Here is a 26316-nt window from a genome sequence, read left to right on the forward strand (position 1 = left end):
GAACATTCCGGATGGCCCCCTGCGCCACCCGGAAGTCCCGCGCGCTCGACGCGTACGCGAGTACGTGTCGTCCCCTCCGGCGACCTGCCCGGTGGGGATGAGTTTTGCGAACCCTTTACTCTCGGTCAAGCTAGACGACTGTCCCAATCTGTACCGATCACCGAAAGGGTCACCAGGTGGAGAACCCCCGCGCGCCGATCGCGCGCTACCTGCGCGAGCGACGGGAGGCCGCCGGAATGACCAGGGCGGCGCTGAGCGAGTCCGCCGGCATCTCACCGGGTTTGATCCAGAAGATCGAGCAGGGCACCCGGATGCCCACCCTCGAGGCGTTGACCGCGTTGTTCACCGCGCTCGCCGTACCCGAGATGATCCGCGACCACCTGGTGTCGCTCTCGCTCGCGGACCGCTACGACCCCGCCCCACCCACGCTGGTGCGCCGCACGGATCAGGCCCTGGTCGACGGAATCAGCCATCCCGCCAGCCTGCAACTGCACCCGACATTCCATATCGCCGCCGACAACGCCGCGTGGCGGCGGCTGTTCCCCGGGCTGGAAGTGGGCGACTCCATGCTCGCCTGGATGCTGCTCGACCCGCGCGCCAAGACCGTCCTGGTCGACTGGGAACAGCAGACTCACCTGTGCGCCTACGCTTTTCGCGTCATGGGACCCGGGTTGGAGACGCAGGCGCGGATCGCCGAGCTCGTCGAATTGTGCTCGCGGGCGCCCGAGTGGGAGCGCCTGTGGACCACCGAACCCGAGTCCACCTACGAACTCGACGACCCGGTGGTGCGCTGCCGCGACCCGCGCACCGGCGAGGTGACCACCATGTCGATCCATTCCCTCGGCGCGTCGCTGATGCCGCGCCGGGACTGGTCGCTGGTCGTGTACTCGCCCCGCCCGGAGCGGCCGCGCAAAGCCCCGAGACGGCCACAGACCGACGGGTGAGCGCGCTAGGCTGCGCCGCGTGGTCACTCACCGGTCTCCCCGCCCGAGCCGGCTCGCCTGGAACAACTACTTCGTCGGTGTCGGCGGCCTGGTTCTCGGCCTGTGCTTCGGCACCTGCGCCGCGCTGATCGCCGGTCCCGCACACGAATTCGCGGCGATCGCGCTGGGCGTCCTGGCGGTGCTGTGCCTAGTGCCCGCACTGCTGCGCGCCCTCGGCGAACTCGGCGTCTGGTTGCGGCTGGCCCTGCTGCTGATCGGCTTCGCCCTGCTGCTGCCCGCGATCGTGGTGAGCGGGGAGGTTCGCGACTGGGCGGCCGAGCGCTGGGAACAGACCTGGAAATGACCTACAGGCGCTGCGGCACCGACAGCAGTAGGCGCAGGGTGTTGCTGATGAACTGCGACGCCTGCCAGCTCAGGTAGGCACCGGCGGCGGGAACCGAACTCGACGCCGACCCCGAGGCCAGTTCCGCCGAGCCGGTGGCCGAACCCGTAGCCAACGCGGCCGAACCCGAAACCGGAAGTGCCGCAGCGGTTCCCGCGGAGACCGACAGTGCGATCACGGCCGCGGCCCCCACCACGGCGGATCGGACGGCGAACGAGGTGGACACTGCACGGCCGGACAACATCAACTGAATCCCACTCTGTCGAAAAGCACTGCGAATTCCCAGTAGTACACCAGAACTCACCGAGCCAGCCCGATTCGTAAGTATTACTCCGAAGAGCAGGCAAGCTCGGTGAGTTCGTCGGTGTGCCCGACCCCGCATTTATGGTGCGCCACAGCGCGTCCGGCCACCAGACCAGAATTATCGGGGCATCGGATCGATCAGGACGCGCGCTTGTCGGCGCGTTCGCGCGCGGCATCGGCCAGCTCGGCACCGCGCTCGCGAGCCACCTCGGCGGCTTCGGCGCCACGCTCGCGCGCGACATCGACCAGCTGGGTTCCCCGTTCGCGGGCGGCGTCGGCAATCTCCGGGCCACGCTCCTTGGCGACCTCGGCGAAATGGGCGCCCTTGGCACGGGCGGCCTCGGCCACTTCCGGGCCGCGTTCCTTGGCGACCTCGGCGAAATGGGCGCCCTTGGCACGCGCGGCCTCGGCCACCTCCGGGCCGCGTTCCTTGGCGACCTCGATCAGCTGCGCGCTGCGATTGCGCAGCGCCTCGGCGATCTGCGGTCCACGTTCCTTGGCGACCTCGGCCAGATGCGCGCTCTGCTCGTGGGCGACATCGGCGATCTGGTGGCCGCGCACCTTCGCCGCGGCCGCGATCGCCGCCCCCTCGGCCGCGATGCGCGGTTCCTCCCGCGAGAACGCCTTACGCGCCCGCCAGGCCAGCGACGGTTTGCCCTCGGTGTCGGCCGCCGCGATCATCAGCCCGCCGAGCAGGCCGAGATCCTTGAGGAACCCCACGCGTTTGGCCGCGCGCCGGTCCGGGTCGTTCTCGGCCCAGAAGTCCTGTTCGGTGACCGTGCCCGGCACCACGGTCGCGGCGAGCACGAGCGCGGCCGGTCGCGGCGCCCACCCACCGGCCAGCAGCAACCCGCCGACAACCTGCGCCGCGGAGTTGATCCGCACATACGGCGTCGGGTCGTCGGGCACCCGCGCCGCCAGCGAATCCGGCAGGGCGTTGCGCCCCTGCTCCGCGAGTGCGTTCGCTGCGGCAGCCCGCGGCTTCTGGTTCATCAGCCCGTTCACTCCGGCGGCCACAAATGTGGTGCCGAGCAGCGCGCGAGCAATGCGTCGAACAGGTTTGATCGGCATCGTCGATCCCTTCGTGTCTACGACTGGGAAAACGGCTCCCCTCATTCGACTACCCGGGTCCCGCGATCACAAACGGTGGACGAGACCGGGCATGCCCCGCCCGGTGAGTACGGTCGATCGGGTGTCCGACCCCACCGTTCGCGCCGCCTATTCGACCCTGCACAGCCTCTACATCGAGGTCTGCGGTCACCTCGATGTCCTCGCCCCCGCCGACACCACCTTCGCCCGCACCCACCTGTCCCCCGGCCCCGTCCTCGACCTCGGCTGCGGCCCCGGCCACTTCACCAAATTCCTCACCGACGCGGGCATCCCCGCCACCGGCATCGACATGGTCCCCGAATTCATCGCCCACGCCCGGTCGACATATCCGGGCATCCCGTACGAAGTCGGCTCCCTGCGCTCCCTGTCCGCACCCACCGCGTCGGTTCCGGCGATCCTGGCGTGGTTCTCCCTCATCCACCTGCCGCCTGCCGAACTGCCCGAGGTCCTGGCCGAGTTCCACCGTGTCCTCACGCCCGACGGTCGGCTGGTGCTCGGCTTCTTCGAGTCCACCACCACCGAGCCCTTCCCGCACAAGGTCACCACGGCTTACCGCTGGTCGCCCGACGACCTCGTCGAAACTCTCCACAACGCCGGATTCACCGAACTCGCCCGCCTCCACCATCCCGGCGCCGGGGATGTTCGCGGCTACCTCGCGCTGGCAGTCGGCAAGTCATCGACCTGAGCGACAGCAGACCGCGGCCACGACATGATCAGCGGATTCCATGGGTGTGAGATCACTGGTGTCGATGACCGCTGTCGCGGTGTTCGAGCGGCATACAGCCGGCAATTATCGGGGAGGGGACGGAGTCAGGAGGCGCGGGTTAGTTCGCACCGCTCGGCACGGTTCGCGCGGGCACCAGGCGGGGCCGGGTCAGGCCACGAGGACCAGTTCACCCTGGTCAGCACGGTTCGCGCAGGCACCAGGCGGGGCTGGGTCAGGCAGCGAGGGCCAGTTCACTCTGGTCGGCGCGGTTCGCGCGGTCGACCAGGCGGGTGATGGCGTCGGCGACCTCGCCGGGCTGTTCGAGGATGACCGAGTGGCCCGCGCCCTCGATCTGCACGTAGTCGGCGTAGTCGACGGCGGCGGCCATCGCGATCGAGTGCGACGGGGGCGTCATCAGGTCTGCGGACCCACACAGGATCAGGGTGGGAACGGTCGACAGGACATCCAGCGCGGTCGTGCGGTCGAAGGTCTTGAATGCGCTCAGGAACCCTGCCATCGTGACGATCGAGGTCGCGTTGTGCATCGCCGCCGCCAGGGTGAGAACACGCGCGCTGACCTGGCGATCACCGAACTCGGCGGCCCGCACGACCGGCGCGAAAACCTTGCAGGACAACACCTTCGCCCGCTGCATCACCCGAGGCGCCCACCGCACCGCCGTCTGGAACCCGGAGATGAGCGGATTGCGCAGCAGCCGCCCGAACCCCGCGTCGGCCAGCCCACTCGCGGCGGTCGCGATGAGCCCGACCCCCACGATCCGCGCCCCCACCTCGTGCCGGTACTGCTCGACATAGGTCAACACCGTCATCCCACCCATCGAATGCCCGACCAACACCACCGGACCGGTCGGCGCCACCACCGCGAGCACATCATGCAGATCCCGCCCGAGCTGCTCGAGGTTGTAGCTCCGCCGCGCCCCCGCCCCCGACTCCCCATGCCCCCGATGGTCATAGCAAACAACCTTGGCCCCGGAATGCGCCCGCACCAGCGCATCCCGCACATCCGTCCACGACTCGCCCCGCAGACAATGCCCATGCACCAACACCACCGTCACCCCCGCACCCCGAGCCCCATACTCCCGAACCGCGAGCTCCACCCCGTCCCCGGCCGTCACCGAAACACGACGCTCCCCCGATCGGACAACAGTGCTGATGATCGACATCGGAACCTCCGGGTGCGCCTACGCTGACACCATCAACTCTGCGCCCGATCGCCCGCCGATATCAGACCCCCGAGTACTGATCCCCCACCCCCGAAGGGTGCCCGGAACCCCACCTTGGTGCCGCCCCCTAGAGATCTTCGGTGCTGTCCGAGGTCTCCAGCGCATGTAGCGACACGTAGCGCTGCCGCTGGGTGAACGCGGAGCCACGGCCAACGCCTACATGCGGCAGAGGATCAACGAGTTGGCGGCACACATACGCGTAGGACTGCTGGTAGAGCGGCCATGCGTCCCTTGCGGCGACAACCGCCGTGTCGGCGACGGCTACGGGACGTCGCGCGTACTGGTCCATTGCTGTGCTCACCTGCTGCAACCACTTGGCAGCCGATGAATCTATGAAACCCGCGACCGCGAGAACTCGCCGAATCTCGAATGGAACGTCGACATTCAGCAGGCTGTCGTGATGAGCAAGTCGGTTTCGAAACTTTCGTACGCCTTCAACCGCGACCGCCAGTTGCTTGCGCTGACCTGACGAGTTCGGAAATGCCCGGTAGAGGCAGTCACGCCACAGTTGCTCGTATCTGCGACCGAGCAGCCCTGACCAGAAGCCGAAGCTGAGACCAGCAACGATCTGGTTTCGTGACTCACGGTTCATCGGGCGCAGCCGCAGACGGACTGACTCCACCGCTTCAGAGAGGTCGGCGCCATCCGGAATCGGCATCAAGAACCAGGGAATACCGATCGAAGCCTCGTTGAAATGCGTTCGGAGTTCACGATCGAGGGCATTTCGCAACAGCACCTCGAGATGTCCGACAACCTCGAAAGATACTGCGGCGGTGCGGCTGGACCACGCGTACAGCTCGACGGCGACGTCGCGGTCGCCGTCAGCAGCCTTCAGGAACGGGTCGAGCCTGTGTTCGGATAGCAGGTCCCACACGTCGGTCGCGACATAGTCCCTGGGCATGGGCAGATGCTATCCTGTGCGAGAACGCCCCAGTGTCGCCTCTGAAGCAATTCATGCGCCTGGGGCTCCTTCAATTGCCCCCAGGCGCAACGAATTACACGTTGAAGCGGAACTCCACCACGTCGCCGTCGACCATGACGTATTCCTTGCCCTCCATGCGGACCTTGCCCGCGGCCTTGGCGGCCGCCATGGAGCCGGCCTCGACGAGGTCGTTGAAGGCCACGATTTCGGCCTTGATGAAGCCGCGTTCGAAGTCGGTGTGGATGACGCCGGCGGCCTTGGGGGCGGTGTCGCCCTGGTGGATGGTCCAGGCTCGGGATTCCTTGGGGCCTGCGGTGAGGTAGGTCTGCAGGCCGAGGGTGTGGAAGCCGGCGCGGGCCAGGGCGTGCAGGCCGGGTTCGGTCTGACCGATGGACTCGAGGAGTTCGAGGGCGGATTCGTCGTCGAGTTCGAGCAGTTCGGCTTCGACCTTGGCGTCGAGGAAGACGGCGTCGGCGGGAGCGACGGCGGCCTTCAACTCGGCGACCTTCGCCTCGTCGGTGAGTACCGATTCGTCGGCGTTGAAGACGTAGAGGAAGGGCTTGATGGTGAGCAGGGAGAGTTCGCGCAGCAGCTCGGCGTCGATCTTCTTGCCCGCGGCGAACAGGGTGGTGCCCTCGTTGAGGAAGCCCTCGGCGACCTTGGCGGCGTCGAGCAGCGGCTTGCGGTCCTTCTTGACCCGTGCTTCCTTCTCGAGGCGCGGGATGGCCTTCTCGAGGGTCTGCAGGTCGGCGAGGATGAGCTCGGTTTCGATGACCTCGATGTCGGCGGCGGCGTCGACCCGGCCGTCGACGTGGATCACGTCGTCGTCGGCGAACACGCGCACGACCTGGCAGATCGCGTCGGCCTCACGGATATTGGCGAGGAACTTGTTGCCGAGGCCCGCGCCTTCGGAGGCGCCCTTGACGATGCCGGCGATGTCGACGAACGACACCACCGCGGGCACGGTCTTCTCGGAACCGAAGATCCCGGCGAGCTGATCCAGACGCGGATCCGGCAGCGGGACCACGCCGACATTGGGCTCGATGGTCGCGAAGGGATAGTTCGCGGCCAACACGTCGTTCTTGGTCAACGCATTGAACAGCGTCGACTTTCCGACGTTGGGCAGACCGACGATTCCAAGGGTGAGGCTCACGAGAAAGAAAGTCTACGCGGTACCCCCCGCGCACCCCCCGCCGCCCGGTCCCCGACCTGGACCCTTGATCACCACGCTCCGGTGACGGCCGTTCCCGGTCGAGACGGACCTGAGAGCGTGGTGATCACCCGTCCAACGATCAGGGGACGAGGACGACCTTGCCGAGGTTGGCGCGCTGTTCGATGAGGGCGTGGGCCGCGGGGGCGTCGTCGAGGGGGAACTCGGCGTGGACTACGGGGTGGATCAGGCCGGAGGCGTAGTACTGCCAGATCTCCTGGCGCAGGTCCTCGTAGCGGGCGGGGTCGCGCTGGGCGAGGCGGCCGATGCGGAAGCCGGTCAGGGACTTACCGCCGGCGAGCAGGTCCTCGGTGTCGATGAGGCCGCTGGTGCCGTAGGTGACCGCGCGACCGTTCTCGGCCAGGCCGGTGAGGGTGGCGCCAAGGCCGGTGCCGCCGACGCCGTCGAGGGCGTAGTCGGCCTGCTTGGCGGCGTGCAGTTCGCCGTAGGTGACGACCTCGTCGGCGCCGAGTTCACGCACGAAGTCGAACTTGGCTTCGTCGGAGACCGCGCCGACGACCCACGCCGCGCCGCGTACGCGGGCCAGCTGGATCGCGAGGTGTCCGACGCCACCGGCGGCGGCGGTGACCAGCGCGGTTTCGCCCGCACGCGGGGCGGCGGTGTCGAGGGCGCCGAGGGCGACGAGCCCGCTGCGCATGAGCGCGACGGCGTCGACGGCGGAGGCGCCGTCGGGAATCGCGGAGGCCTGGTCGGCGGTGAGCAGCACGTATTCGGCGTACGCGTCGTCGGTACACAACCCGACGACGCGGTACCCGGCACTGAACCCGTCCACCCCGTCGCCGACCGCGACGACCTCACCGGCGACCTCGGCGCGCAACTGGGTGACGTGCTGGGCGTGGATCCGGCGGATCGCCGACAGGGTGACCCCGATGGCCTCCACCCGAATGAGCAGCTCACCGACCCCGGGCACCGGCACCTCGGCCGCGACGACCTCGAGCATCTCCGAACCACTGCCGCGCTCGTACTGAACCCGCCGCATGACACCTCCTACATAAGTTGAGCGAAGGCGTCAGATTAACCGGCTGACCTCGCGTTTTCACAGACCGTTCGGTCTCGAGTGCGAAATCTCACCGCCCCCGCGACCACGCGGGGAGAACCCTCACCGAACGGTTACCCCACCGTCGAGGCCGGGACGCGTGGGCAATGCCACACCCCGTCGGCGATCGATCCGTACCGGGCAACCGCCCACCCGACTCGCACGCGGCATCGCGTTCTTCCGCCGGCAGGCACGGCCAGCGAACTACCTGGTCGTCACCGCCGTTCCCGGCGTAGCGTGGGCCGTATGGAGGCGACCACAGAGGTGGTGACCGCGGCCCCCGCGCCGATACTGTCCGCGTTCATCGACCGGTACGTGGGCTATCGGATGGCGGGTTTCGCGCCCGGCCTGCACCGTGGCCTGCCGTCGCGGCACATGACGTTCATCGTCGCCGTCGGCCCGCCGATCGACGTGATCGAACAGACCGACCCGCACCAGGCCCCCGCCAGCTACCGCTGTGTCCTGAGCGGCCTCCAGGCGAGCCCGGCGATGATCGCGCACAACGGTTTTCAGGAAGGTGTCGCGATCGAGCTGACCCCGCTGGGGTGCCGGGTGCTGTTCGGGATGCCGGCCAGCGAACTGTGGGATGTCTCGGTCGAATGTTCGCAAGCGCACCGCGCGCTGGGCGACCAACTCGCCGATGCCGTGCAGTCCCAACAGGATTGGCCTGCCCGCTTCGCCGCCTGCGACCGCGCGTTACTCGCGGCGGCCCGCACCGAAACCCTTGCCGGACCCGAATTGACCTGGGCCTGGCGCACTCTCGTCGGAACCGGCGGCACCTGCCCGATCACCCCGCTCGCCGACCGCGTCGGCTGGACCCGTCAGCACCTGACCCGCAAGTTCACCGCCGAGTTCGGCACCAGCCCGAAACTGGCCGCGCGGATCATCCGCTTCGAACGCGCCCGCCGCATGCTGACCAGCACCCCCTCCTATATCTCCATCGCCCAGGTCGCGACCACCTGCGGCTACTACGACCAGGCCCACCTCAATCGCGACTTCGCCGAACTGGCCGGGGTGGCTCCCACCGCGTGGCTGACCGAGGAGATTCCATCCGTCCAAGACCCGGCGGCCCCCGACACGAGAGGCTGAGGACATGACTACCACCATCTGGCCCTGCCTGGCCTTCGACAATGCCCGCGCGATGATCGAATTCCTCACCACCGCTTTCGGTTTCGCGGAGAAAGCCGTCTACGCCAGGGAAGACGACCCCACGATCGTCGAACACGGCGAACTGCGCTGGCCCGCAGGCGGCGGCATCATGTTCGGCTCCACCGGCCGCGACGACTCCCCCTTCGGCACCCGCCCACCCGGCGTCGCCTCCCTCTACCTGGTCACCGACGACCCCGACACCCTCTACGCCCGCGCCACCGCGGCAGGCGCCGAGATCATCCGCGAACTCCGCGACGAGGACTACGGCTCGCGCGGTTTCAGCGCCGCCGACCCCGAAGGCAACCTCTGGAGCTTCGGCACCTACCGAGGCGAGTGATCCGGTGGCATTTTCGTGCAACTCAGCCCCCAAAACCCCATAGATCCGCCGCATCAGCGCTTCTCTGCACGTTTATGCCACCACACCTCGGCCCACCGAACCCGGCCCCTCCTGAACAAAATTTCATTCTGCGCACGAAGCTCTCCGACGCCTGTTCCCGATCGGCTACGTTGTCGGAGCTTCCTTCGAGGCTCTGCGCGTTGTACAGGAGAGTTGAGTCAATGGCGACTATCGAATATCTGCGCACCGACCCGGATTTGCCTCCGGTCGGCGTCGTCGATCGCACCCCGATCACCCCCGTGAAAAAAGCCGTGTTCGCCGCGATCGCCGTAGTCGGCGCCATCGCGTGGGCGGTGGTCGCGTTCGTGCGCGGTGAATCCGTGAACGCGGTGTGGATCGTCATCGCGGCGGTCTGCACCTACATCATCGCCTATCGGTTCTACGCGCGGTTCATCGAATGGAAGATCACCAAGCCGCGCGACGACGTGGCCACGCCCGCCGAAATCTATGACAACGGCAAAGATTTCATGCCGATGGACCGGCGGGTGCTCTACGGGCACCATTTCGCCGCCATCGCCGGTGCCGGTCCGCTGGTCGGGCCGGTGCTCGCCGCGCAGATGGGGTATCTGCCCGGCACGATCTGGATCATCGTCGGCGTGGTGTTCGCGGGCGCGGTGCAGGACTACCTCGTGCTGTGGGCCTCGACCCGTCGACGCGGCCGCAGCCTCGGCCAGATGGCGCGCGACGAGCTGGGCGCGGTGGGTGGCGTCGCCGCGATCGTGGCGATTCTGGTGATCATGACGATCCTGCTGGCGGTGCTGGCACTGGTCGTGGTGAACGCGCTCGGCGAGAGCCCGTGGGGCGTGTTCTCCATCGCGATGACCGTCCCGATCGCCCTGTTCATGGGTGTCTACCTGCGGTATCTGCGCCCGGGTGCGGTCGGCGAGGTCTCCGCGATCGGCATCGTGCTACTGCTGGCGGCGATCATCGGCGGCGGCTGGGTGTCCGAAACCGAATGGGGCGCGGACTGGTTCACGCTCTCGCGCACCACCATCGCCTGGTGTCTGATCGCCTACGGTTTCCTCGCCTCGGTGCTGCCGGTGTGGTTGCTGCTCGCCCCGCGCGACTACCTGTCGACGTTCATGAAGGTCGGCACGATCGTGCTGCTCGCGGTCGGCATCCTGATCACCATGCCGGTGCTGAAAGCGCCCGCGGTGTCGGAATTCGCGCACACCGGCAACGGCCCCGCGTTCGCGGGAAGTTTGTTCCCGTTCCTGTTCATCACCATCGCCTGCGGTGCGCTGTCGGGGTTCCACGCGCTGGTCTCCTCCGGCACGACGCCGAAACTGTTGGCCAAGGAATCCAATGCCAGGATGATCGGCTACGGCGGCATGCTGATGGAGTCGTTCGTGGCGGTGATGGCGATCATCACGGCCTCGATCATCGATCAGCACCTGTACTTCGGCATGAACGCCTCGGCCGGTCTCACCGGCGGAACCGCCGAGGGTGCCGCGAAGTTCACGAACTCGCTCGGCCTGTCCGGGGATCCTGCGACCCCGGCCCTGTTCACCGATGCCGCCGCCGAGGTGGGCGAGAATTCGATCGTCTCGCGCACCGGCGGCGCCCCGACCCTGGCGGTCGGCATTGCCGAGGTGTTCTCGAGTTTCCTCGGCGGTTCGTCGATGAAGGCGTTCTGGTACCACTTCGCGATCATGTTCGAGGCGCTGTTCATCCTCACCACCATCGACGCGGGCACTCGCGTCGCGCGGTTCCTGGTGTCCGACGCGCTGGGCAATTTCGGCGGCGGGTTCACGAAGTTCCGTGATCCGTCGTGGCGGGTGGGCGCGTGGCTGTGCTCGCTGCTGGTGGTGGCGGGCTGGGGCAGCGTGCTGCTGATGGGTGTCGGCGATCCGTTCGGCGGCATCAACGCGCTGTATCCGCTGTTCGGCATCGCCAACCAGCTGCTCGCGGCGATCGCGCTGACGGTGGTGCTGACGATCATCGTCAAACGCGGGCAGTGGAAGTGGGCGTGGATTCCGGGCATTCCGCTGGCCTGGGATCTGATCGTCACGATGACCGCGTCCTGGCAGAAGATCTTCTCCGACGATCCCAAGCTCGGCTACTGGACCCAGCACAGTCTGTGTCAGGCGGCCAAGGAAGCGGGCAAGGGCTGTCTGACCGCCAAACCCGATCAGGTCGACATCGCGATCCGCAACACCTTCATCCAGGGCACCCTGTCGATCGTGTTCGCCGTGCTGGTGCTGATCGTCACGGCGGTCGGGCTGTGGGTGTGCGCGCACGCGATCCGCACGGGCACGGTGTCGAGCAGCGAGACCGAGGAGCAGCCGTCGAAGATCTTCTCCCCCAGCGGTTTTGTCGCCACGGCGGCGGAGAAGGACGTGCAGAAGCAGTGGGACGCGCTGATCGCCGAGGGCAAGGTGCGCGCACCCGGATCGGCACACGTCTCGTGAGTACGCACGGGGACGCGGACGGGCGCGTCCCCGTGCGACCGCTCGGTAGCGGCGGTGCGACCGACGCCGCGCGGGGCCCCCTCGGCCGGATCTGGGGTGTCGCGCGGGGTATCGGCCGGTGGTACAGCGCGATCAACGGCGGTCAGGACTACCAGCGCTACGTCGCGCACCATCGGCGCAACCACCCGGACGACCCCGTGCCGACGGTGCGCGAGTACTGGCGCGAACGCTATGCCGACGCCGACCGCAACCCCACCAATCGCTGCTGCTGACCCGCCGGAAACGGTGGCCGATTTCCGCTAGCACCCGATCGTGGCGGGTGCCAAGGTGGAACCCATGACGGCATGGGACTTCGAGCATTGCTACCGGGCGGTGTCGACCCGCGACGCCCGCTTCGACGGGCAGTTCTTCACCGCGGTCCGCACCACCGGCATCTACTGCCGGCCCTCCTGCCCGGCGATCACCCCCAAACGCGCCAACGTCTCCTTCCTGCCCACCGCGGCCGCCGCCCAGCAGGCCGGATATCGCGCCTGCCGCCGCTGCCTGCCCGACGCCGCGCCCGGTTCGCCGCTGTGGAACGTGCGGGCCGATCTGGCCGCGCGCGCCATGCGGTTGATCGACGACGGGGTGATCGAGCGGGCCGGGGTGCCGGGGTTGGCGGCCACGCTCGGGTACTCGCAACGCCAGCTCACCCGGGTGCTCACCACTGAACTCGGGGCCGGACCGCTCGCCCTGGCCAGGGCCCATCGCGCCCACACCGCCCGCCTGCTGATCCAGACGACCTCGATGCCGATGTCGGATATCGCGTTCGCGGCGGGGTTCGCGAGCATTCGACAGTTCAACGACACGGTGCGCGAGGTGTTCGCGGTGAGTCCGTCGACCATGCGCACCGAGATCCGGCGATCCCCGCGCACCGACGTGGTCGCGCCCGCGACGCCGGGCGTGATCACCTTGCGACTGCCCTACCGCGAACCGCTGGACACCGGGTGGCTGTCGCGGTTCCTGTCGGCGCACGCCGTGGTGGGGATGGAGTTGTGGGAGGACGGCGTGTACACGCGGGGCCTGCGGACACCGCACGGGCACGCGACGGTTCGGCTGTCGTTTCAGCCGGGGCATGTGCGAGCCGAACTGGCGCTGCGGGATATGCGGGATCTGGCGCCGACGGTGGCGCGAGTGCGGCATCTGCTCGACTTGGACGCGGACCCGTTGGGGGTGGACGAGGCGTTGGGGATCGGTGATCGAGGCACCGCCGGCACGGTCGGTGATCTAGGCACCGCCGGCACGGTCGGTGGCCGAGGCACCGCCGGCACGGTCGGTGATCTAGGCACCGCCGGCACGGTCGGTGGCCGAGGCACCGCCGGCACGGTCGGTGGCCGAGGCGCACGCGAGCCCGCGAACAACGCACTCCGTGGCCGCACCGGAGACACCGAGCCGGGAGACTCTCGCGACGCGCCGGACCTCTCCGCCGCCGCCCCGACCGGCCGAGGCCCGCGCGGCGACGCACCGGGTTCGCGAGGGTTCACGCCGGGGATTCGGGTGCCGGGATGTCTCGATGGTTCGGAGTTGTTGCTGTGCACCATGATCGGGCAGCAGATCTCGGTGCGGGCGGCGGCGACGCAGGTGGCGCGGCTGGTCGACGCGCTCGGTGAGCCGATCGACGGGCCGGTGCCGCGCCTGTTCCCGACCGCCGAGGCGGTCGCCGAGCACGGTGCCGACGTGTTGACCGGGCCCGCGCGCCGGGTGGCGGCGATCGTGTCGGCGGCGCGGGCGATCGCCGAGGGCGATTTGGTGCTGCACTCGGGTCGCACCGCCGCCGACCTGCGCCGCGACCTGCTCGCGCTCGACGGGGTCGGCCCGTGGACGGCCGACTACGTCACCATGCGCTTGCTGGCCGATCCCGACATCCTGCTCGACACCGACCTGGTGGTCCGGCGCGGCGCGGCCAGAGCCGGGATCGACCTCACCGACACCGACCGCTGGGCGCCGTGGCGCTCCTACCTGTCCATGCACCTGTGGAAGACCGAGCTCGACTCTCGCAGAGGAAGCGAAACACCATGACCGACAACATTGTTCGCAGTGCCGACGTGGCGACCGTCGATACACCGATCGGCCCGTTCACCGCCGTCGTCGACTCCGACGGCGCCGTGCTCGCCTCCGGGTGGACCGGCGATCCGACCACCCTGACCGGCCTGATCCACGCCACCCTGCGGCCGACCGAACTGCGACTCCGGGACTCGCTCGGTGCGGTGACGCAGGCCGTCACCGACTATCACGCCGGCGACCTCACCGCCATCGACGCGATTCCCGTACGGCAACGCTCGGGTGAGTTCCTCGTCCACGCCTGGGACATCCTGCGCAAAGTCCCCGCCGGCGAGCCGGTCACCTACACCGAGTTCGCCGGACTCTCCGGACGCCCGGCCGCCACCCGGGCCGCCGCCAACGCCTGTGCCCGCAATGCCGTGGCCCTGTTCGTGCCGTGCCACCGGGTGGTGCGGATCGGCGGCGCGCTCGGCGGGTTCCGGTGGGGGTTGGACGCCAAACGGTGGTTGCTCACGCACGAAGGCTGATCAGGCCAGTATTGCGCGAGTGGATCTTTTTTCAGGGTCCAGTAGGGCGGATTCTGTTAGCTATGCTCACTCGCCGTCTTGTCGCGCTGTATGTCGGTCTGTGGTTGTACGGGACCTCGATGGCGGTGATGATCCGCGCCGGGCTCGGGTTGGACCCGTGGGACGTGTTCCACCAGGGCCTCGCCGCGCACCTGCCACTCAGCTTCGGCGCCGTCACCGCACTCACCGGCGTGGTCGTGTTGCTCGCGTGGATTCCGTTGCGGCAGCGGCCCGGACTGGGCACCCTCAGCAATGTGATCGTGATCGCGGTCGCGGTCGACGCGGGCCTGTGGTTGATCCCCGCCGCCGAGAGCCTGTGGGTGCGGGTGACGGCCATGCTGGTCGCGGTGGTGGTGAACGCGGCCGCCACGGTCCTCTACATCGGCGCCGGGATGGGGCCGGGTCCCCGCGATGGACTGATGACTGGACTGGTCGGGCGAACCGGTTGGCCGATCTGGTCGGTGCGCACCGGCATCGAGGTCACCGTGCTGACGACCGGGTGGTTCCTCGGCGGCAGCGTGGGGATCGGCACGCTGGTCTACGCCTTCGGCATCGGCCCACTGGTCCAACTGATGGTGCCGCTGATCGACGGCCGCCTCCCCGGTTTCGCGCCAACGCCCGCCCAGCGTCCGACCCCGACGACGCCCCAAGCCACTACGTGCTGATCGGCCGTGGATCCCGACCACGTTCACCGGGCTCGCTGCACTCGCGCCGGGAGGCTTGGCGCCCCCCAGGCTCCCGGTCCGTGTCCGCACCGGCAGGCTTCGCACCCCGAGGCTCCGCAGTCCGGGCCCGCACCGGCAGGCATCGCGCCCCAAGACTCCGCAGTCCGAGCACGCACCGGCAGGCATCGCGGTCCGAGCCCGCACCGGCAGGCATCGCGGTCCGAGCCCGCACGGGGAGGCTTCGCGCCCCAAGGCTCCCCGGCCCGGAGCCCACACCGGCAGGCCTCGCGCCCCGAGGCTCACCGGTCCGAGCACGCACCAGGAAGCTTCGCGTCCCAAGGCTCCCCGGTCCGAGCCCGCACGCGCGACAAGCCACTGCCCTTCGGCGGGGTCCGTGGTGGTTAGGAGACCGTCGCTTCGAGGCGGGAGCCGGTGCGGCCGCGTAGGACGTGTAGGCGGCTGGGGATGCGTTGGCGCATTTCGTCGACGTGGCTGACGACGCCGACGACCCGGCCGCCCGCGCGGAGTTCGTCGAGCACGCCCATGACGGCGTCGAGGGTGTCGGCGTCGAGGCTGCCGAAGCCCTCGTCGATGAACAGGGTGTCCAGGACCACGCCGCCGGTTTCGGCGGCGACCACATCGGCGAGGCCGAGCGCCAAAGCCAGTGAGGCCATGAAGGTTTCGCCGCCGGAGAGGGTTTTCGCGGAGCGGACGGCGCCGGTGTAGTCGTCGCGGACGTCGAGCCCGAGACCGCCGCGCCTCCCGCGCGGACCCGCCTTGTCCGAGTGGACGAATTCGTAACGGCCACCCGACATTCGACGCAGTCGCAGCGACCCGGCCACCGCGACCTCCTCCAATCGCGCGGCAAGCACATAGGACCGCAACGACATTCGCCGATTGTTCTCCCCGCGCCCGGCGACCACCTCGGCCAGCGCCGCGAGTTCGTCGAAGTCGCGCTGCTGGGGCGCGATCCGCTCGACCTCACCCCACAGCTGCGTCCCCAGCTGCTCGAGCTGCGCCACCCGCTCGGTCGCCGCCGACTGCACCGCGACCGCCGCGGTGAGCGCGCGCTGCGCCTCGGCGAAGCGCTGCTCCAGCGCGTTCAGGTCGCCCGGAACCTGGTCGGCGACAGCCCGAATCCCCGGTTCGGCCAGCACCGCCTCGGCGTGGGCCCGCGCCCGATCCGCGCCGGTCAACTCGGCCTCGATCGCCGCCTGCTGCCGCGCGGTCCGCGCCGCGGCGGTGACGACCTCCGCGTAGGCGATCAGCAGCGCGATGTCGTCACGAGGCGGGGCCGGTGGTTCATCGGGCGTGACGGTGTCGTCCGGCTCCGCGTCGAGGGAATCGAGGGAATCGATCTCGAAAAGGTCGAACAGGCTCGGCATGTCAGGTTCAGCGCGGGCATGAGCGGCAGGTCCACCATTGCCGGACTCGGGAAGCGCGGAAGCATCAGCGTCGTCCCCCGCCGCGTCGGCCGAACGCGGGGAAGCAGAGCCCACCTGCGCGGATTCCGCCGGGATGGAGGAGTCTTCTACGCCGGCCGCCACGCCTCGGCCACGAGAGGTACGGACTTCAGCTTCGGCGCGGTCCCCACCCGGCCGCGCTTCCGTCCCGGGCTGGTCAGGGACGGGGGCGATCCGGTAGCCCTCGGGCACGAGTCCAGCTGCGTGGGCGAGGTTTTCGACGCGGAGGGCGATGGTGTGGACCGCGTCGTGGGCGGTGGATCGGTCGGCGCGGGTGGTGCGCAGGGTGGCGGCGGCGGTGATGAGGGATTGCAGGCGGGTGGTGCGGGCGTCGACGGTGGTGTCGGCGCCCGCGGCCGTGCGGAGGCGGGCGGTGAGTTCGTCGAGGCGGGTGCGGGTGGTGGCGATGGTGGCGGTGATGGTGCCGAGGCGGGCGTCGAGGTCGCGGGACTGCTCGTGCAGGGCGGCTTCCTCGGTGCGCAGGGCGTCGAGGCGGGTGGTCAGGGCGGGGACCCGGTCGGCGGCTTCGGCGGTGTCGTCGAAGCGGTGGGTGGCGGCGCGGACCGCGTCGGCGAGGGTGACCGGATCGGCGTCACCGCCACGGGCCGTCATGGCCTCGATCTCGCGTTCGATGGCGCCGATGCGCTCGGCGACCCGGTCCCGCGCGGCCTCGGCGGCCTGTTCGGCGGCCTGCGCGGCGGACTCGGCGTCCTTGGACACCGCGTCGTCGGTCGGGCGCGCCGGTTGCGGGTGTTCGGCGGAACCGCACACCGTGCACGGCGCACCCTCGGTGAGCGCGCCCGCGAGTTCGGCGGCCATCCCCGCGAGGCGACGAGCGCGCAGGTCGAGCACCCGTTCCCTGGCGTCGAGGTGGGTCCGGCGCGCGACGTCGAGTTCGCCCTGTGCCCGATCCAAAGCCGGTCGCTGACGGGCGATTTCGACAGCGGCCGCCGCCGAGTCCTGCCACTTGGTCAGCTCGTTGCGCACCCCGGGCAGCGCGGCGGCGGCATCGGTCGCCTCCCGAAGCTGCTCCTGCACCGAGGCGATCGCCGTCGGCACTTCCAGTCGTCGCCGACTCAATTCCGCCGCACGCCGGGTGAGCTGCGCGACCTGACTCTCGTACCCGGCGAGATCCTCCCCGAGCTTGCGCGCGGTCACCGCATCGACCCGCACCTCCCCCAGCACCCCGAGCAGCCCGTTCCACTGATTGATCGCCGCGTCGAGATCACCCCGAACCTCCACGCCCGCCGACTGTTCCGCGCCGGCGCTCGCCGCCGCCACACGAGAAGAACCCGCTCGACCGGCAGGCTCACCAGCCACCGACCCCACACAGTCCGCCGCCCGAGACTCCCCCGCACTGTGTCGCTCCGAGCCCCGCAGGTGAGAACCCGAAGAGTTGGCTCGACCCCCGGCTGATTCGACCGCCTCGCTCCGACCGGCACCGTTCCGCACCGGCTCAGTCCGGTCGCCCGCCCGCGACGACTCGTCCCACTCCACGCTCAGCAGGTCGACGCCCGCGATATCGGCCGCGGCCGGGTCGCTCAGGCGGGTGGCGAGTTCGGTGGTCGCGTGGGTGGTGGCGGCGTCGGCGCGACGTAGGGTGCGGACCGCGGAGCGGGCCTCGTCGATGGCCTGGACGACCGGTTCGGCGCGGCGGGCCCTGGCCAGTTCCTGTTCGAGTTCGGCGCGGCGGGGGGCGGCGGCGAGGTAGGTGTCGAGTTCGGTGCGGGCCGCGGTCATCCGGGCGTGCAGGTCGGTGATGCGGCGTTGCTGCTCGGCTTCGGCGCGGGCCTCGGCCGACTCCTTCTGGCGCAGTTCGGCATTCGTCAACGCCTCGGCCAGTTCGGTGCGCGCGGCGGCGAGCAGTTCCTGGGACCAGGTCACCGAATCGGTGATGCCGATCGATTCGGCGCCGCCGAATCCCGCCGCCATGCCGACCTTGGTGATCAAGCGGTCGATGCCGTGGCGGCGCCCGCCCAGCTCGCTCTCGGCGGCGCGGCGCCGATCCGCGAGCCACTTCTCGGCGGTGCCGAAACGCTCGGTGTCGAAGAGCTTCTCGAGCAGTTTCTCGCGGTCCTCGTTCTCGGCGCGCAGGAAGCGGGCGAAGTCGCCCTGCGGGAGCAGCACCACCTGGAAGAACTGGTCGGCGCTCATCCCGAGCAGGCGCAGCACCTCGTCACCGATGTCGGTCGGGCGGGCGAGGTTCTCGCCGCTGCCGTCGAGCCAGGTGAGCGTGGCCTGATGTTTCAGGACCGTGGTCCCGGTGCCCTTTTTCTTGGGGCGCTCGTATTCCGGCGAGCGGGTCAGGCGCAGTAGCCGACCACCGAGCGTGGCCTCGAGCACGACGCGCGGCGCGGTCTGCGGATCGGCGTGGTCGGAGTGCAGGCGCTTGCTCTCCCCGCGCGCACCGGGCACCTTGCCGTAGAGGGCGAAGGCGATCGCGTCGAGGATGGTGGTCTTGCCCGCCCCGGTGTGCCCATGCAGCAGGAACAGTCCGTCGGCGCCGAGCGCGTCGAAATCGACGACGGTGGTCTCGGCGAACGGGCCGAAGGCGGTGAGTTCGAGCCGATGCAGCCTCACTCGCGGCCACCGAACACCGGGCCACCGAACACCGGGCGACCGCTCACGCCGACAGCTCCGCGACCGACGGCTCCGCGACCGACGGCTCCGCGACGAGTTCGCCGCGACCGGAATCGGTCTCGCTGACCGCGGCGGCCAGCGCTCGTTCCACCCATGCCATCTCCCCCTTGCTCGGTGTGCCACGAACATCGGACAGGAAGCTCGCCGCGACCTCGCCGTCGCGCCGACCGTGCACGCGCTCGCGATAGTGCAACTCCGGATTACCTTCCGGCCGCGCCCATTCCACGTGCACCGCGTGCGGGAACCGCCCGCGCAGTTTACGCATCGGGTCCACCGGCCGCGCGGTGTCGGTGAGCGTCGCCGACACGTAATGCTCCTGCGCGGAATCGAATTCGGCCGCGGTGAGCAGGGTGTCGAGCGTGCCGGTGAGCCGACTGAGCCCCCGCACGCGCGGCAGCTCGTGCCGGGTGACCGCGCCGAGCCCGTCGGCGTCGAGATCGGCGATCCACACCGCCTTGCGATGTGAGTTCTCGCCGAACGAATACGGCAGCGGAGAACCGCTGTAGCGCACCGACTCCGAGAGCGTCTGCGGCGAATGCAGGTGGCCCAGCGCCACGTAGTCGATGCCGTCGAAGGCCGACATGGGCACCGTTTCCACCCCGCCCACCGAGATGGACCGCTCCGACCCGGTCGCCTCCCCGCCGACCACGAACGCGTGTGCCAGCACCACCGTGCGCGCGCCGGCGCGCTCGGCGATATCGGCGCGAATTCGCGCCATCGCCGCGTCCAGGATCTCGGCGTGCGAATGCGCCTGCGGGACACCGAGTTCCGCGCGGGTGATCTCGGGTTCCAGGTACGGGATGCCGTAGAAGCACACCGCACCGTGCGCATCGGACAGCACGATCGGGCGGTGCGCGTCGGCGACCCGCGTGCACAGGTACAGTCCACCGGCCGCGGCGAAGCTGGCGCCCGCGCCGAGGCGTGCGGGCGAATCGTGATTGCCCGAGGTGGCCACGATGGTCGCGCCCGCCGCGCGGATCGCCTCGAATCCGCGGTTGCACACGCCGATCGCGTCGGCGTTGGGAATCGAGCGGTCGTAGATGTCGCCGGGCACCACCACCACGTCGACGGATTCGCTCGCCACGAGTTCGGCGACGGCCGTGAGCACGCGCGCCTGATCGGCCAGCAGGTCGACACCGTGAAAGGTGCGCCCGATGTGCCAGTCGGAGGTGTGCAGGATCCGCATGCCGCGAACCGTAGGGCACACCACCGACAGAATTCAATCGACGCCCGCCGCGACGCCCGGTTTGCCCGGGAATTGCGAACTTGTCGGTGCCCTCGGGCAGTATCGCCGCCATGACCGCTTCGATGCTCGTCGCGCTCGTCTTGGTATTCACCGCAGGCTTCGGTCTCGGCTGGTTGGGCCATGCCGCCCGGGGTGGGCAGCGCGCTGCCGCCGCGGAGGCCCGGCTCGCCGCCGCACAGGACAATCAACGGTTGCTGCAACAGTCACTGCACTCGGCCAACGAGGATGCGGCGCGCCGACATTCGGTCGCGATCGGGGCGATGGTCGACCCGCTGCGCGACGCGGTCGGGGCGCTGGAACAACAGATCCGGCAGGTCGAGCACCACCGGATCGACGCGTACTCGGGATTGCGCGAACAGGTCGCGGGGATGCAGCGCACCTCGCACCGACTCTCGGATCAGACCGGCCAGCTCGTCGCCGCGCTGCGGGCGCCGCAGGTGCGCGGGCGGTGGGGCGAGATCCAGTTGGAGCGGGTCGTGGAATTGGCGGGGATGACCAGGCACTGCGATTTCGACACCCAGGTGAGCAGGCCCGGCGGCGACGACCGCGGCGCGGTGCGCCCCGACATGGTGGTGCGCCTGGCCGGCGGCAGACACATCGTGGTCGACGCGAAGGTGCCGTTCTCGGCGTACCTGGACGCGGCGACCACCGACGACCCCGCGGCCCGCGCGCCCCTGCTCACCCGCCACGCCAAGCAGCTGCGCGCCCACGTCGACCAGCTCGCCGACAAGGCGTACTGGGCGGCCTTCGACCCGGCGCCCGAATTCGTCGTGCTGTTCGTGCCCGGCGATCCGTTCCTCGACGCCGCGCTCACCACCGACGCCGACCTGCTGGAGTACGCGTTCGGCCGGAACGTGATTCTGGCAACCCCCACCACCCTGATCGCGCTGTTGCGGACGGTGGCGTTCAGTTGGCGGCAGGAGGCGCTGTCGCGCGATATGGCAACGGTGCAGCAATTGGGTAAGGAGCTCTACACGCGGTTGGGCAAGGTCGCCGAGCATCTGGACAATCTCGGCGTGAATCTCGGTAAGGCCGTAGCGGCTTTCAACTCGACGGTGGGTTCGGTGGAGTCACGGGTGATGGTCACCGCGCGCCGGATGCACGATCTCGGCATCGCCGATCAGCCCCTTCCGGCAATCCGGCTGACCGAGACCAGACCGCGCGCGGTGGCCATGGCGGACGCCGAGGATCGCCTCTGAGATCCTCGTGCCGTGGCGCCCGCGCGGGCGTTGTGCAGTTAGTGTCATGGTGTGGCTGCTTCCCAACGTGCGCGATCCCGGGTGCCCGCGCCGCAACGCTCGATCGTGTCCTCGGTACCCGGCGTTCCCGCCTGGGCCGCGATTCTGCTCGCCGCGGGTGCGACGGCTGTCGGGTTCCTGATCGACGGATTCGGCGGCGAGTCCTACCCGACGGGCACGTTCTCGGCGCTGTACGTTCTCGGCTGCGTGCTGGCCGTGTGCGCGGTGCGTTTCCGCGGCCTGTTCTCCACGATGGTGATGCCGCCGCTGCTGCTGTTCGTGGCGGTGCCGGTGGCCTGCCAGCTGCTGGGTGGGCGCGCGACCACCTCGATCAAAGACGTTCTGATGAACCTGATCATCCCGCTGGTGGAACGCTTCCCGACGATGGCGCTGGCGACCGTGCTGGTCCTGCTGATCGGCGGCGCCCGCATCGCACTCGCCAAGCGCGCACCGCAGACGGCGGCCCCGACCACGCGCGAACGCCGCACGGACCGCAAGTCCGAGCGCTCGGCCGAACGCAAGCCGACCAAGCGCCGCAAGCCCGAGTCGGCCGACGACCTCGCCGCCGCCGCCCGCAAGCGCCCGCGCCGCACCGCCGTCATCGACGACCCCGACACCGAGGTCGACATGGCGAGCCCCGCCCGCCGCGGCGGCCGCCCCACCGACCCGAAGCGCACACCCGGCCGCGGCCGAGGCGCCCGCCCCACAACGCCTCCCCGCGAAGACGCCCGCACGGCCCGAGCCGCCGCGCGCGAACCCGACGCCCGCCCCACCCGCGCGACGACACCTCCCCGCGAAGACGCCCGCACGGCCCGCGCGGCCACCCCTCCCCGTGAACCCGACGCCCGCACGGCTCGCGCGGCCACCCCGCCTCGCGAAGCCNAGCCACCCCACCCCGCGAACCCGATGCCCGCACGGCCCGCGCAGCCACCCCACCCCGCGAACCCGATGCCCGCACGGCCCGCGCAGCCACCCCACCCCGCGAACCCGACACCCGCGGCGCACGCCCCACCACCCCACCCCGTCAACCCGATGCCCGCCCCACCCGCGCCGCAGCCCCCGCGCGCGAACCCGAACCGGCCCGCATCCCCCGCCGCCGCGGCGAAGCACCCCCGCACCCCCAACCGAACGTGCGCTACCGAGACCGCGCCGACTCGTCCCGCACCGAACGGCGTCGACCGGACAACGTGTAAAAGAAATCCCCGTCCAGCGGACGGGGATTTCTTCGTTCGGAGACCGGCCGACTCAGCTCGGCGAGGCCGCGTTCCCGCGCGCGGGCCGAAGCTCGCGCGGCAGCGAGAACACCAGTGTCTCGTTGGCCGTGGTCACCGGCTGGACCGCACCGAACCCGTGCTCGGCCAACAGTTCCAGCACCCCGGTCACCAGGATCTCCGGCACCGAGGCGCCCGAGGTGATGCCGACGGTATCCACCCCGTCGAGCCAGGCCGGATCGATCTCGCGGGCGTAGTCGACCAGGTAGGCCGCGTTCGCACCGGCGCCGAGGGCCACCTCGACCAGCCGAACCGAGTTGGAGGAGTTGCGCGAGCCGACCACGATGACCAGCTCGCATTCGGGCGCCATCGCCTTGACCGCGGTCTGCCGGTTGGAGGTGGCGTAGCAGATGTCGTCGCTGGGCGGGTCCTGCAAGGTCGGGAAGCGGGCACGCAGGCGTTCGACGGTCTCCATGGTCTCGTCGACCGAGAGCGTGGTCTGCGACAGCCAGATCACCTTCGCGGGATCACGCACGGTGACCCGGTCCACCGAGTCCGGCCCGTCCACCAGCTGCACGTGCTCGGGCGCCTCACCGGCGGTGCCCTCGACTTCCTCGTGGCCCTCGTGGCCGATCAGCAGGATGTCGTAGTCGTCGCGGGCGAAGCGTTTGGCTTCCTGGTGCACCTTGGTGACCAGCGGGCAGGTGGCGTCGATGGTGCGCAGGTTGCGCTGGGCGGCGGTTTCGTGCACGACCGGCGCCACCCCGTGCGCGGAGAACACCAGCAGCGCGCCTTCGGGCACCTCGTCGGTCTCGTCGACGAAGATCACCCCGCGTTCGCGCAGGGTCTCCACGACGTGGCGGTTGTGCACGATCTCCTTGCGCACATAGATGGGCGCGCCGTGCTTCTCGAGCGCCTTCTCCACGGTCTCGACGGCGCGGTCGACGCCCGCGCAGTAGCCGCGCGGTTCGGCCAGCAGTACGCGCTTGCCACCGGCAGCGAGCGCGCCCGGGGAGCGCGCGATACCGACGTTCAACGGGATTGCCGAGGTCATAGTCCACAGCTTACGTGCGTGGCACGGCCGCGATCAGGGCGGTTCGCGGGGAAAAAGTCACATCGGTGGGCCCCGGTCCTTTGCATCACCGCCGCTTTACGGCAGGCTGGGGGCATGTTTCGACCTCCGTTCCTGGCTCGGGTAGCCGCCGGCGCTGCCGTGTACGCCTTAGAAGAGACCCGGCGACTGCCCGTCGCCGCGGTCAACTTCCCGATCACCGCGCTCAGTCGCGTGTTGCAGACCACCATGCATCTGCAGCAGTTCGTCACCAGCCTCGCCCTCAAGGGCGACAGCGTGTTCGAACGTCTGGGTTCGGCACCGGCCGAGCAGCCCGAGTGGGCCACCTTCGACGAGGATCTCGCGCCGCCGGTCGCCACCAACGGCCACGCCAGCCTCTTCGACCTGTTCGAGGAGGCCCCGGTCGCCGAGGCCCCGCAGACCAACGGCAAGGTCGTGCCCGCCTCGCTGCTGGTGCTCGAGGCCGAGGACGAGGTCGTCGAGCCCGAGCCGGTCGTGGCCCCCGAGGTCGCGATCCGCTACGACTACCCCGCGATGACGCTGGCCCAGCTGCGCGCCCGCCTGCGGATGCTGACCCTCGAGGAGCTGGCGCAGCTGCTGGCCTTCGAACAGCAGACCCGCGCCCGCGCCCCCTTCGTCACCATGCTCACCAACCGCATCGCGACGGTCCGAGCGCAGCAGTGACCTCGAGGCGACCGCGATCCCCATAGGGCGCGGTCGCCTTTTGGTTGTGTCGGTGCCGCCGCGTAGAACTGTCGTATGACTCAGGACGGCGTCGCGCAGACCGGCGCTCCGGCGAACTCGGCGGAGCAGCCGTATCCGGTGCGGTCGGTCGCGGTGAAGGTCGCCCAGTGGATCGAACGGCTCGGCAGTATCTGGGTCGAGGGGCAGGTCACCCAGATCAGCGCGCGGCCCGGCACCCGCACCGCGTTCCTGGTGCTGCGCGATGCCTCGGTGGACATGTCGCTGTCGCTGACGTGCGATCCCGAACTGCTGCGCAGGCTGCCGGTGCCGTTGACCGAGGGCAGCCGGGTGGTCGTCTACGGCAAGCTGCAGTTCTTCACCGGGCGGGGCACGCTCTCGTTGCGGGTCACCGAGATTCGCGCGGTCGGCATCGGCGAACTGCTGGTGCGGATCGAACGGTTGAAGGCCCTGCTGACGGCCGAGGGACTGTTCGACGCCCGCCTGAAACGACCGCTGCCGTTCCTGCCCGCGACCATCGGCTTGATCACCGGCCGGGCGAGCGCAGCCGAATGCGATGTCGTCTCCGTGGCCCAGAACCGTTGGCCCGCAGTCCGTTTCGTCATCCGCAATACCGCCGTGCAGGGTCCCACTGCCGTGCCGCAGATGCTCGAGGCGCTGGCCGAACTCGATCGTGACGCCGAGGTCGAGGTGATCGTGCTGGCCCGTGGCGGCGGCAGCGTCGAGGATCTGCTGCCGTTCTCCGACGAGGCACTGTGCCGGGCCGTGGCCGCCGCGCGCACCCCGATCGTCAGCGCCATCGGCCACGAACCCGACAACCCCCTGCTCGACCTGGTCGCCGACCTGCGCGCGGCCACCCCCACCGACGCCGCCAAGCGCATCGTCCCCGACGCCGCCGCCGAACTGGCCGGCGTGCGCGATATGCGGGCCCGGTCGGCCGCCGCCCTGCGCGCGTGGGTCCAGCGCGAATCGCACACCCTCACCCAGTTGCGTTCGCGTCCGGTCATGGCCGATCCGCTGCGCGAACTGAACCACCGCCACGACGAACTCGAACGACTCCGCACCGCCGCGCGCCGCACGGTCGAGCAGCTGCTGCGCACCGAGTCGACCACCGCGGGCCATCTGCGCGAGAAACTCACCGCCGTGGGTCCGGCCGCGACGCTGGCCCGTGGTTACGCTGTCGTGCAGCGCGTGGCCGGTCCCGAACGCCATGTCGTGCGCTCGATCGACGATTCCCCCGCGGGCAGCCAGTTGCGCATCCGGGTCGCCGACGGCGCCGTCACCGCCGCCGCGCTCGGCGCCACCCGCCTGACGCCCGAGTCCACCGACGAGAAGAGGAAATGATCGTGGCCGACGCCGGTTCCGAGAACGACACCATGACCGAGATCGCCGCCTTCGGCTACGAGCGCGCCCGCGACGAACTCATCAACGTGGTGAAGATGCTCGAACAGGGCGGCCTCGACCTCGACGACTCCCTGGCCCTGTGGGAGCGCGGCGAAGCGCTGGCCACCCGCTGCGAACAGCACCTCGCGGGCGCGCGCCGCCGCGTGAAGGACGCGCTGTCGCGCGCGGACCTCGACACCGCCGACTGAGCCCGCTCCACAAACGCAATTCCCGCTTTACGACCATGAAACACAGTCCC

23 protein-coding genes and 1 pseudogene are annotated in these 26316 nt (G+C 69.8%); 15 read left to right on the plus strand and 9 right to left on the minus strand.

All coding sequences use genetic code 11. The annotated features are described in order from the left end of the window. Positions 1–176: 176 nt before the first annotated feature. Both ACFP3H_RS23290 and ACFP3H_RS23295 read left to right on the plus strand, forming a co-directional pair. Positions 177–944: a helix-turn-helix domain-containing protein gene (locus ACFP3H_RS23290; protein WP_378609165.1), complete on the plus strand. Its 768-nt coding sequence runs from the start codon at positions 177–179 to the stop codon at positions 942–944. 19 nt (positions 945–963) lie between these two features. Further along, entirely contained in the window at positions 964–1287 is a 324-nt protein-coding gene (locus tag ACFP3H_RS23295) for a hypothetical protein (RefSeq protein WP_378609166.1), read from the plus strand. Between the two features lies 1 nt (position 1288). Here ACFP3H_RS23295 and ACFP3H_RS23300 read toward each other — a convergent pair whose 3' ends face one another. Together ACFP3H_RS23300 and ACFP3H_RS23305 are read right to left on the minus strand one after the other, a co-directional pair. Further along, positions 1289–1552 carry a hypothetical protein gene (locus ACFP3H_RS23300; RefSeq protein WP_378609167.1) on the minus strand — a complete coding sequence of 88 codons (264 nt, stop codon included), beginning with the start codon at positions 1550–1552 and terminating at the stop codon, positions 1289–1291. 215 nt (positions 1553–1767) lie between these two features. Then, on the minus strand, positions 1768–2700 hold the full coding sequence (locus tag ACFP3H_RS23305; RefSeq protein ID WP_378609168.1) for a DoxX family protein: 933 nt from the start codon (positions 2698–2700) through the stop codon (positions 1768–1770). Between the two features lie 121 nt (positions 2701–2821). On the opposite strand from ACFP3H_RS23305, the gene ACFP3H_RS23310 reads away from it, so the two are divergent. Then, on the plus strand, positions 2822–3424 hold the full coding sequence (locus ACFP3H_RS23310) for a class I SAM-dependent methyltransferase (RefSeq protein ID WP_378609169.1): 603 nt from the start codon (positions 2822–2824) through the stop codon (positions 3422–3424). 253 nt (positions 3425–3677) lie between these two features. On the opposite strand, the gene ACFP3H_RS23315 is transcribed toward ACFP3H_RS23310, so the two are convergent. From ACFP3H_RS23315 to ACFP3H_RS23330, 4 genes are all read right to left on the minus strand, one after another. Further along, positions 3678–4625, minus strand: a complete 948-nt coding sequence (locus ACFP3H_RS23315) for an alpha/beta fold hydrolase (protein WP_378609170.1) — start codon at positions 4623–4625, stop codon at positions 3678–3680. A gap of 127 nt (positions 4626–4752) precedes the next feature. Continuing rightward, complete coding sequence (locus ACFP3H_RS23320) at positions 4753–5586, minus strand: hypothetical protein (protein WP_378609171.1); 834 nt, start codon at positions 5584–5586, stop codon at positions 4753–4755. A 94-nt stretch (positions 5587–5680) separates the two neighbouring features. Continuing rightward, the gene (gene ychF / locus ACFP3H_RS23325) at positions 5681–6760 is read right to left on the minus strand and encodes a redox-regulated ATPase YchF (RefSeq protein WP_378609172.1); all 1080 of its coding nucleotides are present in this window, start codon (positions 6758–6760) and stop codon (positions 5681–5683) included. Positions 6761–6899: 139 nt separating this feature from the next. After that, positions 6900–7817, minus strand: coding sequence for a quinone oxidoreductase family protein (locus ACFP3H_RS23330; protein WP_378609173.1), 918 nt, complete (start codon positions 7815–7817; stop codon positions 6900–6902). A gap of 303 nt (positions 7818–8120) precedes the next feature. Here ACFP3H_RS23330 and ACFP3H_RS23335 point away from each other — a divergent pair, with 303 nt between their 5' ends. From ACFP3H_RS23335 to yczE, 7 genes are all read left to right on the plus strand, one after another. Next, on the plus strand, positions 8121–8963 hold the full coding sequence (locus ACFP3H_RS23335) for an AraC family transcriptional regulator (RefSeq protein WP_378609174.1): 843 nt from the start codon (positions 8121–8123) through the stop codon (positions 8961–8963). A gap of 4 nt (positions 8964–8967) precedes the next feature. Continuing rightward, positions 8968–9360 carry a VOC family protein gene (locus ACFP3H_RS23340; protein ID WP_378609175.1) on the plus strand — a complete coding sequence of 131 codons (393 nt, stop codon included), beginning with the start codon at positions 8968–8970 and terminating at the stop codon, positions 9358–9360. Between the two features lie 221 nt (positions 9361–9581). Continuing rightward, the gene (locus tag ACFP3H_RS23345) at positions 9582–11831 is read left to right on the plus strand and encodes a carbon starvation CstA family protein (protein ID WP_378609176.1); all 2250 of its coding nucleotides are present in this window, start codon (positions 9582–9584) and stop codon (positions 11829–11831) included. Positions 11832–11941: 110 nt separating this feature from the next. Continuing rightward, on the plus strand, positions 11942–12103 hold the full coding sequence (locus ACFP3H_RS23350; protein WP_417629269.1) for a YbdD/YjiX family protein: 162 nt from the start codon (positions 11942–11944) through the stop codon (positions 12101–12103). A 64-nt stretch (positions 12104–12167) separates the two neighbouring features. Beyond that, entirely contained in the window at positions 12168–13889 is a 1722-nt protein-coding gene (locus ACFP3H_RS23355; RefSeq protein ID WP_378609177.1) for a DNA-3-methyladenine glycosylase 2 family protein, read from the plus strand. After that, positions 13886–14398: a methylated-DNA--[protein]-cysteine S-methyltransferase gene (locus ACFP3H_RS23360; protein ID WP_378609178.1), complete on the plus strand. Its 513-nt coding sequence runs from the start codon at positions 13886–13888 to the stop codon at positions 14396–14398. Before ACFP3H_RS23355 ends, ACFP3H_RS23360 begins: the two co-directional genes overlap by 4 nt. A gap of 62 nt (positions 14399–14460) precedes the next feature. Then, positions 14461–15102 carry a membrane protein YczE gene (gene yczE / locus ACFP3H_RS23365; RefSeq protein ID WP_378609179.1) on the plus strand — a complete coding sequence of 214 codons (642 nt, stop codon included), beginning with the start codon at positions 14461–14463 and terminating at the stop codon, positions 15100–15102. A gap of 401 nt (positions 15103–15503) precedes the next feature. On the opposite strand, the gene ACFP3H_RS23370 is transcribed toward yczE, so the two are convergent. After that, on the minus strand, positions 15504–19145 hold the full coding sequence (locus ACFP3H_RS23370) for an AAA family ATPase (protein WP_378609180.1): 3642 nt from the start codon (positions 19143–19145) through the stop codon (positions 15504–15506). A gap of 43 nt (positions 19146–19188) precedes the next feature. Then, positions 19189–20391, minus strand: coding sequence for a metallophosphoesterase family protein (locus ACFP3H_RS23375; RefSeq protein WP_378609181.1), 1203 nt, complete (start codon positions 20389–20391; stop codon positions 19189–19191). Positions 20392–20501: 110 nt separating this feature from the next. Between ACFP3H_RS23375 and ACFP3H_RS23380 the strand changes: the two genes are divergently transcribed. Beyond that, complete coding sequence (locus tag ACFP3H_RS23380; protein ID WP_378609182.1) at positions 20502–21650, plus strand: DNA recombination protein RmuC; 1149 nt, start codon at positions 20502–20504, stop codon at positions 21648–21650. Between the two features lie 105 nt (positions 21651–21755). Continuing rightward, positions 21756–22076, plus strand: a pseudogene (locus ACFP3H_RS23385) (DUF6542 domain-containing protein); the annotation flags it as partial. An 858-nt stretch (positions 22077–22934) separates the two neighbouring features. On the opposite strand, the gene ACFP3H_RS23390 reads toward ACFP3H_RS23385, so the two are convergent. Next, positions 22935–23954, minus strand: a complete 1020-nt coding sequence (locus tag ACFP3H_RS23390; protein ID WP_378609183.1) for a 4-hydroxy-3-methylbut-2-enyl diphosphate reductase — start codon at positions 23952–23954, stop codon at positions 22935–22937. 114 nt (positions 23955–24068) lie between these two features. On the opposite strand from ACFP3H_RS23390, the gene ACFP3H_RS23395 reads away from it, so the two are divergent. The 3 genes from ACFP3H_RS23395 to ACFP3H_RS23405 all read left to right on the plus strand — a co-directional run bounded on the left by ACFP3H_RS23395 (position 24069) and on the right by ACFP3H_RS23405 (position 26266). After that, the gene (locus ACFP3H_RS23395; RefSeq protein WP_378609578.1) at positions 24069–24656 is read left to right on the plus strand and encodes a lipid droplet-associated protein; all 588 of its coding nucleotides are present in this window, start codon (positions 24069–24071) and stop codon (positions 24654–24656) included. Positions 24657–24731: 75 nt separating this feature from the next. Beyond that, positions 24732–26018, plus strand: a complete 1287-nt coding sequence (gene xseA, locus ACFP3H_RS23400; protein ID WP_378609184.1) for an exodeoxyribonuclease VII large subunit — start codon at positions 24732–24734, stop codon at positions 26016–26018. Further along, positions 26015–26266, plus strand: a complete 252-nt coding sequence (locus ACFP3H_RS23405) for an exodeoxyribonuclease VII small subunit (protein WP_378609185.1) — start codon at positions 26015–26017, stop codon at positions 26264–26266. Before xseA ends, ACFP3H_RS23405 begins: the two co-directional genes overlap by 4 nt. Positions 26267–26316 lie beyond the last annotated feature (50 nt).

This window comes from Nocardia lasii (assembly GCF_042658545.1).
GTDB lineage: Bacteria > Actinomycetota > Actinomycetes > Mycobacteriales > Mycobacteriaceae > Nocardia > Nocardia lasii.